A 13,411-nucleotide genomic window follows, 5' to 3' on the forward strand; every position below is an offset into this window, starting at 1 on the left:
ATGCAACAACTAATCATGAAAGATTTTATTGTGCAAAGGAAAATGCTCATTTGGTATATAATCTATCCTTTTTTATTCTATATGGCGACGCGAGATAACCATAGTACATTCACACTTACGACAGTTATTATTCCTGTTATATTGATGATGAGAACTTTTTATAGTGATGAAAAAAATCAAAGCGAAAAGATGTTTAATAGTTTACCGATATCTAGAAAACAAATGATATTGGCAAAGTATATGTTTGCGCTGATTATTTTAATGACCAGTGTTATCATTGCTTACTTTACAGTAGGTATTCAGTTAAGAAATGAGACAGTGGATTTTATAGAAACGACGGTTGTAACTAGTATGAGCCTCAGTTTTATTGTTTTTAGTTTGATTTTACCAATTTACTTTCTGTTAGGCTATCAGAAAACGTTTATGATAGCTTGTTTTCTATTAATCGCACCTATATTTATTTTAGAAGTTTTCTTTAAAGTAAATATAGAGCAATTGAATTTACATAGTGGGTTCTTATGCATGGGGGCAACTTGCATGTTGGTTTTCTCAATGTTGGCTTGTGTGAAATTATATGAGCGAATGGACATATAGCAGGAAAAAAGGTGTCTCATCACAAGACACCTTTTTCAATAGGGAAAATAACACAGGAGTAACTTATAAACAGAAACGGTGCTCGGCATCTCTTTTGGTGCATGTAATATAAGGCTGAAACATATAACAAAGAAAAGAAATAAGAAAAATAACAATAGGATATGTTTATGTATGGAATTTTGCATATAATCAGCTCCTTGTTGATATTATGTCCGGTTGGATTGGAAATATTATTAGATTTTAAAGAAATTAGGGGGAGATGTAATGATGAGAAAACGGACGCCAATAGGAAGAATATTAATTGGAATTGGATTGATTTTGTTTTCTTTAGGTCTTATGATGCTGAATTTTTACTCGGATATTAACTTATTTAAAAGCTCGAATAAGGGTATTGGGACTGGCGTTTTTATTCTTGGAATACTATGTCTTATTGCATCCAATTTCTTTAGGTTGCCAAGCAACGCGAATCATTAAGTATAAAAAAGACAGTTACTTCTTTTCAGAAGAACTGTCTTTTTTGGTTATTTTATTCCAAAGTTTAGCGATACTCCAAATGATAATAATCATGATGGAAGCGATAATTGACCAAACAATGGATACAACTTCAAGTGCCATGTTGGGAAGGAATGTAAGAATAGAAATTCCTTTATGGAATAACCATTCGATAAAATGAAAGCTCATTTGTAGTAGGAGCACAATTCCAATTATAATTCCAGTTACAATTTGTTTCCCTTTTTCTTTCCACATGACATTCACCTCACGTTAGCTCATTAATTTTAAGCCAACTGCACCGCATAAAATGCAGCTTAAAAAGGCAAGGCGACGCCAATCAGCTGATTCACGGAAGATAAGAATACCTAGAAGCGCACTTCCAGCAGTTCCAATTCCAGTCCAAATCGCGTAAGCTGTTCCCATCGGTAATGAGTCCATTGCAAGTGATAAGAAGAAGAAGCTTACGGCAAAGTTAGCGATTAAAATAAGCTTAGGTGCCCAGCCTTTCTTTTCGGTGGCTACTTTCATAAACAGTACACCAACAATTTCACAAATACCAGCAATAATTAAAAATACCCATGCCATTTTATGCGACCTCCTTCTCTTCTTGTTCACCCGTTACTCGTTTTAATCCAATAACGCCAAAGAAGATTAAACCAATAAATAAGATTTTTACAATTGAAAATGGTTCTCCGAAAATAAAGATTTCTGTAAGAACGATTCCGCCAGCTCCGATTCCTGTAAACACAGCATATACAGTTCCTACAGGCAAATCTTTATAAGCTTTAAATAATAGGACGAAACTAATTGCGATTAAGAGAGCAACACCAACCCATTCAAGTGGAGTAGTTGCGTGCTTTAGTCCAATCACCCAAAAAATTTCAATGATGCCAGCTAAAATTACATAAATCCATGCCATATATTATTTCTCCTTCCTACCAGTCGTTAGGTGAAGGGCTGAAAAACGACGCATTGCTATTTGCAATCCGTCATTGTGAAAGCCCTCGCCAAAACACTTTCCAAGAAGCACTTAAACGGGTCTCAAAGCGATTTAAGCCTGCGTACAATAGTTCAACCATCAGACCGTCAAGTAAGCATAAATAAGCCTCTAAAGCGTCTTGTATTTCAAGGTTATGCAGTTGACCTTGTTCATTTGCTCGTTTGAATACAGGAAATAAAAGTTCTCTGATGTTTTCAATGTGAGCATTTGATTTTTTAATAATTTGTTCGCGAAATGCATCAGGCGGAAAATAGGAAGTGCGTAACCAAAACATCGATTCTTCACTTTCACCAAATCGTTTTGCGTAACCTTTTAACAAGTTTACAAGTAATGCTTCAGTAGATGACTTTGAAAATTTTTTTATATCGTCTGTAAAGCATTGTAAATCTTTTTGAAGTGCAGCTTCTAAGCAGATGAAGTATAATTCTTCTTTTCCCTTAAAGTGTGCGTAAATCGATGGTTTTTTAATCCCGACTTCCTGTGCAATATTTGCTAACGAAGTCCCTTCGTAGCTATAGCGTGCGAAATGAGAAAGTGCTACAGCTTTAATGCGGTTTGCTGTCATTTACATCCCCTACCTACCGTTCGTTAGGGTAATTGTAATAAATAATCAAAATAAAGTCAATAAGTCAGATGTTGAAAAGGAGTGCCAAATTCAGCAGGCACTCTTTACACAGTTTTTCGTTCGACTAAACGGAAAGGGAGTTCTTTGGAGTTCCCGATGATTTGTTCACCAAGTATTTGCTTATGAAATAAAGAAAAAGCAAGAGCTCCCATTGTTAATCCGGGGTGCTCAATCGTTGTAATTTCTAATGCCTCCGAAATCTCATGGTTATCAAAACCGAGAATCGCTAAATCTTCTGGAACGCGTATGCCGTTTTTTCTTGCTTCTGTTAATAAACCAGCGGCTACTTGGTCATTAGCAGTAAAAATAGCAGTTGGACGCTCTTTCATGTTTAACATGCTGTGTAAAGCTTTTGCACCATCTTGCATCGTGTAGCATTGGTAAAACATCCAATCTGGTTGAAGTCTTTTTTTGGCAGTATGGAGAGCATCAGAGAAGGCCTTTTCACGCTGCTTTGTATTTACACTTTTTTGTCTTGCTAAACAAACGCCAATTCGCTCATGTCCTTTGCTTAGTAAATATTCCGTACCAATGCGAAACCCTTCATAATGATCAACATAGACGGAGGAAATAAGGGGATGCTTCATTTTTTCGCATGAGGTGATAGGAGCAAATTTTGCGAATGGTTCAATATGCTCCCAAGAGCTTGTTCGGGAGCATATAATCATGCCATCAAATTGTTTCATCTTCATCATTTCAAGAACTCGAATTTCTTCGATACTATCGTAATTCGTTTGACATAAATTAATGTGATATCCAGCGGCTAGGGCTTCGTTTCCGATTCCCTCAAGAATCGTGCTGAAGTAAGGTAAGTTGATAAAAGGAAGCATGACACCGATTGTAAATGTTTTTCCTTTTATTAAATGAACTGCATTTATGTTTTTTGCATAATTTAATTCTTCAATAGCATTTAAAACGCGTTTTCGTTTTTCATCGCTTACATATGGATGATCGTTTAATACGCGTGAAACGGTCGTTATGGATACTCCCGCAATTTTCGCAATTTGTTTTATATTTGCCATATGTTTCACCTCTCATTTCATTATAAGTGGAAATGGACAGGAATGGAACATTACTAAAAAACGCTTGACCTGAAAAGCTTTTCATAATCTATTTTATAAACAAAGCTTTTCACTATTCGCGTAACCTTGCGTTAGGGCGTAAGGGTAGTGAAAAGTTTTTTTGTCTAAAAAGATACGACATGTCAAAATGTGAGAGATAAACGAGGAAAGTTTTCAAAGGGAGAGTGAACAAGTGAAGCGAATATGAACAACATATTAACGCTTTGTCAGTAAAGAGAGCGGTATGAAGGGCGGAAACAAAGTGAAAAAAAGAATCATTTGTTTCGTGTTTTCTAGTATTTTGCTTAGCTCATGTTCATTCCAACAGACAGTGAAAGAAGAAAAACAATTTGTAGGAAATGCGGATGGAGCTGTAGATCGTGTATCTGGTCCTGTTTCGTTAAAGAATGCAAAAAAATATTTTCCGGAATCATTTAAAGCTCCGACGTATTTACCGTACGATGTTATGAACGATGTAAAGGGAGAAGTAAGAACAATTGGGACGAAGAACGCTGTCTTGACGATAAAATATAGACAACAAGAAAAAGGAAGAAAAGATTATGTAGAATTAACTGTTGCTAATTTTTCCTACAGTTTTCCTTATATTGTGGAACGAAATCGATTTCATGAAAAAATGAAATTGGATAATGGCTCAGCTGCCTATTTTAAAAATAGGGATGAGGGTGAACAGGGGGAAGAATTTGCGACGCTCATATGGAAAGAGAAGGGGTTAGAGTACCAATTGCTATATCGCAATGTAGAATCAAGAAATGAAAAAGTAGTAAAACAAAACTTATTGTATATTGCGAACAATATGGAAGAAAAGAACTAGCCGATGAGTCATGCTAGTTCTTTTCAATATTATTTCTTTTTAATTTTTCCTGTCCAAGATTTAAATCCGCCTTGTAGTTGGTAGAAATCTTTGTAACCTTGTTTTTTTAGATATTGAGCTGCACGTCCTGTACGGAATCCACTTTGGCAGTATAAATAAACAGGTTGGTCTTTACGTAGTTCTTTGTAACGCATACGGATTTGTGATAATGGAATGTTACGAGCACCTAAAATATGACCAGCGTTAAATTCATCTGCTTCACGAATATCGATAAGCTGTGCCTTACGGTAGCCAGCGCGAAATTCTTCTTCTGAAAGTGTTTTAATTAGTCTCTTCTGATAGAAAAACATCCATACAGAGTAGCCGATGAATGCTAGAACTGCGGCTAGTATAATAATTAAGTTTGTTGACACGATTCTATCGCTCCCTTTTTTCTTATCCTACTTTCAATATTATAATGCCCATATGTATTTATGCAACAGGTTCGTTTGGTAAGAAGAAGAAATTTCGTATTCTTTCACAAATTTTGTCGAATTTGTTAGACTAGAGATTGTGAAAAATAATTGGTTATATGAGGTGCAGGATGGGAAAAGAAAAATGGTGTTATATTAACTCTGGTCAATGTTCACCAGCATTTAATATGGCGTTAGATGAATGTTTATTAAATTGGCAAAGCGAAAAGAAAATGCCGCCAACGATTCGTTTTTATGAATGGGAAGTGCCAACATTAACAGTGGGGTATTTTCAACGTGTAGAAAAAGATATTAATATGGATGTAGTAAATGAAAAGAAATATGGTTTTGTTCGCCGTCAAACAGGTGGTAGGGGTGTATTGCATGATAAGGAATTAACGTACAGTGTTATCGTTTCTGAGGATCATCCGAATATGCCGAAAACAGTTACGGAAGCATACCGAGTAATTTCGCAAGGGTTATTAGACGGGTTTAAGGCGTTAGGATTAGAAGCTTACTATGCGGTTCCAAAAACGGAAGCAGACCGTGAGAATTTAAAAAATCCACGCTCAGGCGTATGTTTCGATGCTCCATCTTGGTATGAAATTGTTGTAGAAGGCCGAAAAATTGCTGGAAGTGCACAAACACGTCAAAAAGGTGTTATCCTGCAGCATGGATCTATTCCGCTAGAAATCGATTTAGATGAGCTGTATGATTTATTCTTATTCCCAAATGAGCGAGTGAAAGAGCGTATGAAGAGCATGTTTTCTTCTAAAGCGGTCGCAATCAATGAATTAACAGATCGTACGTTTACAATTGAACAGTTGATTGAAGCGTTCCAAGTTGGATTTGAAAAAGGGTTAGATGTGGAGCTAGTTCCGTATGAACTAACAGAAGAACAGCTTCAGGAAGTGCAAACATTAGCGAAAGAAAAGTACGAAAGTGATGAGTGGAATTATAAAAAATAAGGAGATGGCATTTGCCATCTCCTTATTTTCTTTATAATAAATTAAGTACTTTTTCTACTTTAATTCCTTTGTCTTGTAAAGAACGAAGACGATTTACAACATCCATAATTTCTTTATCAAAAGTCACGCTAATACCTTGGCTTTGTAATTCTTCTTTTAAGTTCTCAATAGAATCATCTATGTCGATGCCAAGCTCGTAATCTTGACATACTTCGATTGTCTTTTTCACAAGCTTCACATAATTCTCTTGTAGTTTAGAATTTGCTTCAGTTGAAGCCACTTGTTTTGGTTTGGTAGGCATAGCCGTAACCGTTTCTTGCTTTGTAACTGGAGTGGGTACTGCTTTTTTTACAGGAGCTGGAGTAGGTGCCGCTACAACTGTCTCTGAACGTACTGGCTTTGGCGCTGGTGCCGAAGTAGGTTTAGGGGTTACAACCGGTTCTTCAACACGTGTAACAGGTTTTGGAGCCGCTGTGACTACTTTAGGTGCCTTTTCTGCCACTACTTCTTTTGGGGGAGCAGTTTCTACAGGTGTTACCTCCTGTTCAGCAGCTTCTTTATTTTCTTTACTCCACATAACGCGTTCAATTTCTAGGGAAACATTGTTTTTGTTCATTGCTGTTAATGTAACTTTACCAACTTCAGCGTTACCTGTGAAATCGACAATCTTATAAATCACACTTTTGTTCCAATCTACGTTTCCGCTCAAAAATAATTCTTCGTTACATTTTGGCGTTAAGCCCTCGATTTTAATTTCTGCGTTTACACCGTTTTCACTATATACCATAATTAGCGAAGCATTTACATCTTCATCTGCTAACATTAGTTCACGTACCATTTTGCCGGTGCGTACTTGCGTTTTCTTCTTAAGTGACATCAAATTTCCCCTCTCAAAAATTCAGTAATAATAAAAAAATCGTATAACGAAAAATAATTGCTCACGAAGAAATATGATACCGATAATAAAAGCATCACGTCAACAATTAACTTTAATTATTTTGCATTTTTCTTATTTTCTTTATGAAATTTTTCAATTTGTAAAATTAGACAGAAGAAAAACAGCCTTTTGGGAGGCTGTTAAAATCTAGAGGTTTTATGTAAAATTTTGTATAAAATGTAAAAGGAAATTGTAATAAGAGCACCTTGCCAAACTGTTAAGTTATAGGATAAATAAGGTTTTGTTTCAAAATAAATGTTTGAAACAAATGATAATCCAAGTGGTATACAAGCTGATAATATGAGTATAATTTTTTGCTTCCAAGACGCTAATATTGTGAAAGAATATCGTCTTAATACGGAAAAAGTTAAAAAAGTACCAGTGGTTAAAATAATAGCTGACAATATTGTGCCTAGGATACTAAATGGAATCCCTGGTTTATTTGCATGATTAAAAAATACATGCGTAAATGTATCATATCCAAATTGGATAGCTAACAATAAACTAACTACAAAGCCAATAACTGCACCTTTTTCGAAAGTAGTTTGGTGCTCAGAGGAATTAATTAATTCATCGCAATACGCTTTTAAATCTTCTCCGAAAATATCGTAAGCATTTTTTCCATCTTTTTGAGCGTCTAAAAGGTGGTCTAATATTTCTAATAATAGATCTTCCATTTGTTTTTGTGGAGTGCTCGTAAACCGTAAATATATAAGCATATCGCCATAAATATTTTCGTTTTCGGGGGTTAGAAGCCTGCGTTTTTTATTGTTTAGCTCAACCATGTCTTTTGCGTTCAATTTTCTCACTCCCTGTATAATTAAAAGTTTACGCGTCTATAAAAAAACTTATAAAAAAGATACAAAATGATGGCAAGGAATGCCCCAATCCAAGGGGAAAGTTGATACTTTATAAATGGACGGTCTATAAAAAATAAAGAAATGACAATGAGTATGAACCATAGACTTTGTTGGAAAATGAATCTCGTTATGCGCTTCCAATTACCCATATGGTTATTGAATAAATCCCCTTTGATAAAGTCAAATACAAAACGGATAGCAAGGTGTATAGCGATAATGATTACAAATACATATATGAAATTTATCTGTACAAATTGAAAGCGTTTGTTGTCAGAGAAAAAGGGTAAAATAATAGCCGCAAGAGAATTAATAGCGAAAAATATAGCGAGTAAATAACTACTCATAAAGGCTGGTGTGGCTATTTTCTGCCATATATTTTGTTTTGGAAGTGCAGTGATTATTTCATCACAGTAAGCTTGTAAGTCATTTCCGAAAATATCATAAGCATTTTTCTTTTCTTCTTGTGCATCAAGCAAGTGATCTAAAATCTCTAATAGCAGTTCTTCTACTTGCTGTTCTGGGATATTAGCTAATCGAATGTAAACGAGCATATCCCCGTAAGTCGCTTTATTTTCCTCTGTCAATAATTTGCGTTTTTTATTATTCAGCTCAATTAAATCTTTCGCTTTCATCGATCTCACTCTCCCTGCAATAAATTATTTACCGTTGTCGAAACTATCCCCCAGCTCTTCTTAAACTCTTCTAGCTGTTCGAACCCTTTATCGGTTACATGATAATATTTTCGCTTTGGTCCAAGGCTAGAAGCTTTTAATGTGCCAGCAATGAGTTTTTCTTTTTGCATTCGTAGCAAAAGAGGATAGATACTACCTTCACTTACGAATGTAAAGCCATGTTGGTTTAATTTCGTACTCAGTTCATATCCATACACTTCTTCTTGCGAAATGATATATAGAATACATCCTTCGAGCACACCTTTTAACATTTGACTATGCAATTGCGTCACCGCCTTCAAGTAACTTGTTGTGCAAGGTAGTTGTTATCTGAATTATAACATTCGGTAACTTGCAACACAAGTTACTGGAGTGGAAAACTTTAAATAGTGTTGTTATCGTTCGTCTGCTCATACTAGAAGCAGGGAGGGAATTCGTATGAAGCCATTTATGCCAAAGCTTGTTTATTTTGAACCAGGGGCAATCCAATATCCACTTGGAAAAAAGTTGCATGAGAAGTTTGCAAAGATGGGTCTAGAAATTCGAGAAACAACATCACATAATCAAATTCGCGATTTACCTGGAGATAATGATTTGCAGAAATATCGTAATGCGAAAACGACACTTGTTGTTGGTGTGAGACGGGTATCGTGAATTATTTGAACGACTTTCTGATGCGTTAAAAGATTTAGCCCTACTAAATTTATCATTCGAATTGATTCAACATCGCTTTACTAGGCCGGCGAAAAAGGTAATACAACAACGTTATCCCAATACGAAACTCGAAATGGATGAGGAGAAACGAAAATATAAATGGGGACGATATGGCATCGGAAAATATGTATATCAGAAAGATGATGCAGTGAGGTTAGAGGAAACGATAAGAAGATATATTGCCGAATATTTTCCGAATACTGAAATTCAATATTTCACATAAAAGAATCTGTATATACATACAGATTCTTTTTATGTTTCATAGCTTTTGGTCTGTTTCCGCCCTTGTCATGATACCCTTTCTGGTGTATCATTTTATTGATTGCTTAGTGCGGAAAACACAAAATGAAATTGGATGGAGGAAACCGATGCCTACCCCTAGTATGGAAGATTATATTGAACAAATTTATTTGTTAATTGATGAAAAGGGATATGCCCGCGTATCTGATATTGCTGAAGCGCTTAGTGTACATCCATCCTCTGTAACGAAAATGGTACAAAAGTTAGATAAAGATGAGTATCTAATTTATGAAAAATATAGAGGGCTTGTATTAACATCAAAAGGGAAAAAAATCGGGGAGCGTCTTGTATATCGTCATGAGTTACTAGAACAATTTATGCGTATCATCGGTGTGGATGAAAGTAAGATCTATAATGATGTAGAGGGAATTGAGCATCATTTAAGTTGGGAAGCTATTGACCGCATTGGTGATTTAGTGCAATATTTTGAGCAAGATGAACTTCGAATTGAAACACTTCGCGGTGTTCAAAAAGCAAATGAAGAGCAGGGGAAGTAAAGGGAACGAGAGGCGTTTCCTTTTTTGTTTAGAAGAGGAATTTACTTTATTTAAGTTGAATGTATAGAGATGTGAAAAATTGTTTTGTAAAAGGCGGGATCGGAATGAAAGCAATTATTTTTGACTTTGATGGATTAATTGTAGATACAGAAACAATTTGGTTCCAAGCTTTTCAGGAAGTAATTCGCGAATATGGTGGAGATTTGTCTCTAGAAGAGTTTGCAAAATGTATTGGAACAACAGATGAAGTGCTTTATACATATATTGAACAACAATTGAAAGAGCAATTTAATAAGAACTTGCTAAAAGAAAAAGTTTCGGCTTTACATCAAGAGAAAATGAAAATACCAGTAGCCCGTGATGGTGTGAAAGAATACTTAGAAGAAGCAAAAGGTCTTGGAGTAAAAATTGGTTTAGCTTCTAGTTCTTCAAGAGAATGGGTTGTTGGGTTTTTAGAAGATTTAGGGATTCGGGAGTATTTTGAAGTTATTAAAACGAAAGAAGATGTGGAGAAAGTAAAACCAGATCCAGCACTGTATAAAGCGGCTATTGAAGAACTGAAAATTGATTCTTCAGAAGCTGTTGTGTTTGAGGATTCAGTAAATGGATTGAAAGCAGCGATTGCGGCAGGATTAAAATGTGTCGTTGTTCCAAATGAAGTTACAAAGGCTTTGCAGTTTGAAAATCACCATCTTCGCTTAGGAAGTATGAAAGAAAAAAGCTTAACAGAAGTACTTCAATATGTGAGGGAGCATAAATAAAAGAAAGACCGCATTTCCTAAAAAGAAGCGCGGTCTTTCTTTTTATTTTTTTTACCTTCAATCACGGTTAAATGAGATTGTTTTCGTTTCCTTTTTAACAATGATGAATTGCCTTTCTTAACTTTGTCATCAGAAGCATTTCGTTTTAATAAAGAATTGCTTAGGGGTGCTACGTTTTGTTTTCCGTATTTTCGGTTCGATTGTTTCGCAGCACGCTTATAAGAGTTTTGCGAATTGGCGGAACCGCTGGAACTTGTAAACATTTTATATAATAAATAAAAGACACCAACAACAAGTAACATGATGACAATGTTTTTTACCATTCCGTATGGATTCGTAATTGCAGATGATACGAGACCGAATATTGCTAACCCAATAATAAGCATGAATAAAGCGAACGTAAACGAACGACCGTTCATAGGGAACACCTCCTAAATAACATATATTAAAATTAGTATATTAGCGACAAGGGAAGGAGTTGAGTACCATTTTAAAAAAATTATTAGTGTTTTTCTTCTAAACGTAATAATTCTTCAAAGGATGCAATTGCAACTTCAACTTGATCATCTTCTGGTTCTTTTGTTGTTAATAGTTGAAGCCATAACCCTGGGTATCCCAATGCGCGCAAAATCGGAATATCTCGTAATCGATTTGTAAACTGCAAGACTTCAAAAGAAATCCCTAGAACAACTGGAATTAATAAAATTCGATTTACCACTCTGACCCAAAGGGGATCAGTTGGAACAAGAAAGTAGACAAACATTCCGATAATGACTGTAAATATAATAAAACTACTACCGCAACGATAATGGAGACGAGTTTGTTTTTGTACATTTGCTACTGTCAGCGGAAGATTGTTTTCGTAAGCATTGATGACCTTATGTTCCGCACCGTGATATTGAAACACACGCTTAATGAGCGGAGTTAGTGACACAATATATATATAGCTCAGTAAAAGGATGAGCTTAATGATGCTTTCGACAATAATTTGCCCAGTGTGAGATGGGAAAATCGGTCGTGTCAATTCCGCTAAAAGTGCGGGAACTGCTGTGAAAATGACTTTGCCGAATATGAACGATAAGACTCCGACTGCGGCTACTCCTAATACCATCGTTAATTTTGATTGCTCTTCTTTCTTGTGTGCGAGCTGTTCATCGTCTGCAGGATGAACGTCAAATCGTTCCGAAGCAAAGTTTAAATGTTTTGCTCCATTGGCACTTGCGTCAACGATAGCGGCGATACCACGTAGAAATGGAACTTTCTTTAGCATAGATAATACTTTATTCCGCACGCGTGGTAATCGATAAAATTCGATTGATTTATCTTTACGACGAACCGCTGTAACAGTATATTCTCTACCACCAAACATAACTCCTTCTATGACCGCTTGCCCACCGTATATTTGTTTTGTCTCCTCTGCCATGTTAACACCAACCTGTATTTGTTTCTCTCTTATGTAGAAAAGAGGCAATTGTCACACTTGGTTCTGTCATTGTGAGATTTGACAATCACCGAGTTTCCTTTATTTTATCGACAAACACAAGCTGCTGACAAGGAAAAATGTTACGGAAGCCAGACATTTCTTATTCTTTTTATAGACAAATTTCGCATGATTTAAACATGCTTCAAAATAGTTTCGGACATACTAGTAAGCGGAGGTGTCGATGTGAAGCAAGAACAATCAATAACAAAAAACATTGTACAGATTGGTTTATTTGGTGGTGTTTTTTGGGGATGCATATGGTATTTTCTTCATATTTTTTCATTTACAGAAGCCGGACCAAACTATTTGCTTTTACCATTTGCGTTTGGATCGTGGAAAGAAGGAGTTTGGGGAAATGTATTGGGTATTGTTTGTATAGGGCTTCTTTCTATTTTAGTGGCATTTCTCTATAGGGCTCTTTTCAAAAGATTTGAAGGGGTACTACCGGGAATACTCTATGGACTGTTTTGGTGGGGCATTTTATTTTTCGGACTGGGTTCTATTGCACCTGTTATCAAAAATGCACTTCATTTACCGAAAGAAACAATTGTCACAACAATATGTATTTTTATTTTATACGGTGTGTTTATCACATATTCTGTTTCATTTGAAGCGAACAATGCGAATCAAGGGGAAGGGCTGGAGTAGACAAACTATTCAAATAAGTGACTCCTGTGTTAGAATGTTGTACAGACATTTTTTATATTAAGGAGTTTAAAGTATATGAAAAAAGTACTCCTCGTTAACGGTCCTAACTTAAATCGTCTCGGTGTTCGAGAGGTAAATGTATACGGAAAAGGAACGTTAGCGACGCTTGAAACAGATATGAAACAAGAAGCAGAGAAAATGGGAGTGGAGTTAGAATGTTTTCAATCGAATCATGAAGGAGCAATTATTGATATTATTCATGAGGCGGATGACATATATGAAGGAATCATTCTAAATCCGGGTGCATTTACGCATTATAGCTACGCGATTCGAGATGCTATCGCAAGTGTTTCGATTCCAGTTATTGAAGTACATATTTCTAACATCCATCAACGTGAGTCGTTTCGTCATGAATCTGTGACAGCGGCTGTTTGTGCGGGACAAATTGTTGGATTTGGTTTTTATGGCTATAAGCTAGCGCTATTTGCATTAATGGAGAAATTGAGGGAGGTATAA

At 35.8% G+C, this 13,411-nt stretch carries 20 protein-coding genes and 1 pseudogene; 9 read left to right on the top strand and 12 right to left on the bottom strand.

Annotation, left to right across the window (positions count from 1 at the left end):
- Together MHH45_RS22670 and MHH45_RS22675 are read left to right on the top strand one after the other, a co-directional pair.
- A complete protein-coding gene (locus MHH45_RS22670) occupies positions 1–594 on the top strand; it encodes an ABC-2 transporter permease (protein ID WP_016116294.1) in 594 nt (197 codons plus the stop codon).
- A gap of 264 nt (positions 595–858) precedes the next feature.
- The gene (locus tag MHH45_RS22675) at positions 859–1,068 is read left to right on the top strand and encodes a hypothetical protein (RefSeq protein ID WP_016116293.1); all 210 of its coding nucleotides are present in this window, start codon (positions 859–861) and stop codon (positions 1,066–1,068) included.
- Between the two features lie 15 nt (positions 1,069–1,083).
- Here the strand turns inward: MHH45_RS22675 and MHH45_RS22680 are convergent, their stop codons facing one another.
- The 5 genes from MHH45_RS22680 to MHH45_RS22700 form a co-directional block, all read right to left on the bottom strand.
- Positions 1,084–1,341 (bottom strand): DUF3975 family protein, encoded by a 258-nt coding sequence (locus MHH45_RS22680; protein ID WP_003200291.1) that lies wholly within the window; start codon positions 1,339–1,341, stop codon positions 1,084–1,086.
- A 15-nt stretch (positions 1,342–1,356) separates the two neighbouring features.
- Positions 1,357–1,671: a DMT family transporter gene (locus tag MHH45_RS22685; protein ID WP_016116292.1), complete on the bottom strand. Its 315-nt coding sequence runs from the start codon at positions 1,669–1,671 to the stop codon at positions 1,357–1,359.
- 1 nt (position 1,672) lies between these two features.
- Positions 1,673–2,005 (bottom strand): DMT family transporter, encoded by a 333-nt coding sequence (locus MHH45_RS22690; protein ID WP_016116291.1) that lies wholly within the window; start codon positions 2,003–2,005, stop codon positions 1,673–1,675.
- A gap of 70 nt (positions 2,006–2,075) precedes the next feature.
- Positions 2,076–2,651 carry a TetR/AcrR family transcriptional regulator gene (locus MHH45_RS22695; RefSeq protein WP_088093661.1) on the bottom strand — a complete coding sequence of 192 codons (576 nt, stop codon included), beginning with the start codon at positions 2,649–2,651 and terminating at the stop codon, positions 2,076–2,078.
- Positions 2,652–2,755: 104 nt separating this feature from the next.
- Positions 2,756–3,733, bottom strand: a complete 978-nt coding sequence (locus tag MHH45_RS22700) for a LacI family DNA-binding transcriptional regulator (RefSeq protein WP_016116289.1) — start codon at positions 3,731–3,733, stop codon at positions 2,756–2,758.
- 283 nt (positions 3,734–4,016) lie between these two features.
- On the opposite strand from MHH45_RS22700, the gene MHH45_RS22705 reads away from it, so the two are divergent.
- Positions 4,017–4,604 carry a hypothetical protein gene (locus tag MHH45_RS22705; protein ID WP_016133251.1) on the top strand — a complete coding sequence of 196 codons (588 nt, stop codon included), beginning with the start codon at positions 4,017–4,019 and terminating at the stop codon, positions 4,602–4,604.
- Between the two features lie 29 nt (positions 4,605–4,633).
- Here MHH45_RS22705 and MHH45_RS22710 read toward each other — a convergent pair whose 3' ends face one another.
- Entirely contained in the window at positions 4,634–5,017 is a 384-nt protein-coding gene (locus tag MHH45_RS22710) for a rhodanese-like domain-containing protein (RefSeq protein WP_016116287.1), read from the bottom strand.
- Between the two features lie 170 nt (positions 5,018–5,187).
- On the opposite strand from MHH45_RS22710, the gene MHH45_RS22715 reads away from it, so the two are divergent.
- Complete coding sequence (locus MHH45_RS22715) at positions 5,188–6,024, top strand: lipoate--protein ligase family protein (protein WP_016116286.1); 837 nt, start codon at positions 5,188–5,190, stop codon at positions 6,022–6,024.
- Between the two features lie 31 nt (positions 6,025–6,055).
- On the opposite strand, the gene MHH45_RS22720 is transcribed toward MHH45_RS22715, so the two are convergent.
- The 4 genes from MHH45_RS22720 to MHH45_RS22735 all read right to left on the bottom strand — a co-directional run bounded on the left by MHH45_RS22720 (position 6,056) and on the right by MHH45_RS22735 (position 8,776).
- Complete coding sequence (locus tag MHH45_RS22720) at positions 6,056–6,901, bottom strand: hypothetical protein (RefSeq protein WP_016116285.1); 846 nt, start codon at positions 6,899–6,901, stop codon at positions 6,056–6,058.
- Positions 6,902–7,101: 200 nt separating this feature from the next.
- The gene (locus MHH45_RS22725) at positions 7,102–7,761 is read right to left on the bottom strand and encodes a hypothetical protein (RefSeq protein ID WP_016116284.1); all 660 of its coding nucleotides are present in this window, start codon (positions 7,759–7,761) and stop codon (positions 7,102–7,104) included.
- A 20-nt stretch (positions 7,762–7,781) separates the two neighbouring features.
- Positions 7,782–8,453 carry a DUF1129 family protein gene (locus tag MHH45_RS22730; protein WP_016116283.1) on the bottom strand — a complete coding sequence of 224 codons (672 nt, stop codon included), beginning with the start codon at positions 8,451–8,453 and terminating at the stop codon, positions 7,782–7,784.
- Between the two features lie 5 nt (positions 8,454–8,458).
- Positions 8,459–8,776, bottom strand: coding sequence for a PadR family transcriptional regulator (locus MHH45_RS22735; protein WP_016116282.1), 318 nt, complete (start codon positions 8,774–8,776; stop codon positions 8,459–8,461).
- Between the two features lie 154 nt (positions 8,777–8,930).
- On the opposite strand from MHH45_RS22735, the pseudogene MHH45_RS22740 reads away from it, so the two are divergent.
- From MHH45_RS22740 to MHH45_RS22750, 3 genes and pseudogenes are all read left to right on the top strand, one after another.
- Positions 8,931–9,429, top strand: a pseudogene (locus MHH45_RS22740) (spore photoproduct lyase family protein).
- A gap of 145 nt (positions 9,430–9,574) precedes the next feature.
- Positions 9,575–10,003 (top strand): transcriptional regulator MntR, encoded by a 429-nt coding sequence (gene mntR / locus MHH45_RS22745; RefSeq protein WP_016116280.1) that lies wholly within the window; start codon positions 9,575–9,577, stop codon positions 10,001–10,003.
- Positions 10,004–10,107: 104 nt separating this feature from the next.
- Complete coding sequence (locus MHH45_RS22750) at positions 10,108–10,764, top strand: HAD family hydrolase (RefSeq protein WP_016132002.1); 657 nt, start codon at positions 10,108–10,110, stop codon at positions 10,762–10,764.
- Between the two features lie 17 nt (positions 10,765–10,781).
- Here the strand turns inward: MHH45_RS22750 and MHH45_RS22755 are convergent, their stop codons facing one another.
- Positions 10,782–11,183, bottom strand: a complete 402-nt coding sequence (locus MHH45_RS22755) for an SA1362 family protein (protein ID WP_016116278.1) — start codon at positions 11,181–11,183, stop codon at positions 10,782–10,784.
- Positions 11,184–11,266: 83 nt separating this feature from the next.
- Positions 11,267–12,187, bottom strand: coding sequence for a DUF1385 domain-containing protein (locus tag MHH45_RS22760; protein WP_016132001.1), 921 nt, complete (start codon positions 12,185–12,187; stop codon positions 11,267–11,269).
- A gap of 243 nt (positions 12,188–12,430) precedes the next feature.
- On the opposite strand from MHH45_RS22760, the gene MHH45_RS22765 reads away from it, so the two are divergent.
- Together MHH45_RS22765 and aroQ are read left to right on the top strand one after the other, a co-directional pair.
- Positions 12,431–12,895: a YqhR family membrane protein gene (locus tag MHH45_RS22765; protein ID WP_016116276.1), complete on the top strand. Its 465-nt coding sequence runs from the start codon at positions 12,431–12,433 to the stop codon at positions 12,893–12,895.
- Between the two features lie 75 nt (positions 12,896–12,970).
- Positions 12,971–13,411 (top strand): type II 3-dehydroquinate dehydratase, encoded by a 441-nt coding sequence (gene aroQ / locus MHH45_RS22770; RefSeq protein ID WP_016116275.1) that lies wholly within the window; start codon positions 12,971–12,973, stop codon positions 13,409–13,411.

This window comes from Bacillus sp. FSL K6-0042, from assembly GCF_038006685.1.
Classification (GTDB): Bacteria; Bacillota; Bacilli; order Bacillales; family Bacillaceae_G; genus Bacillus_A; species Bacillus_A pseudomycoides.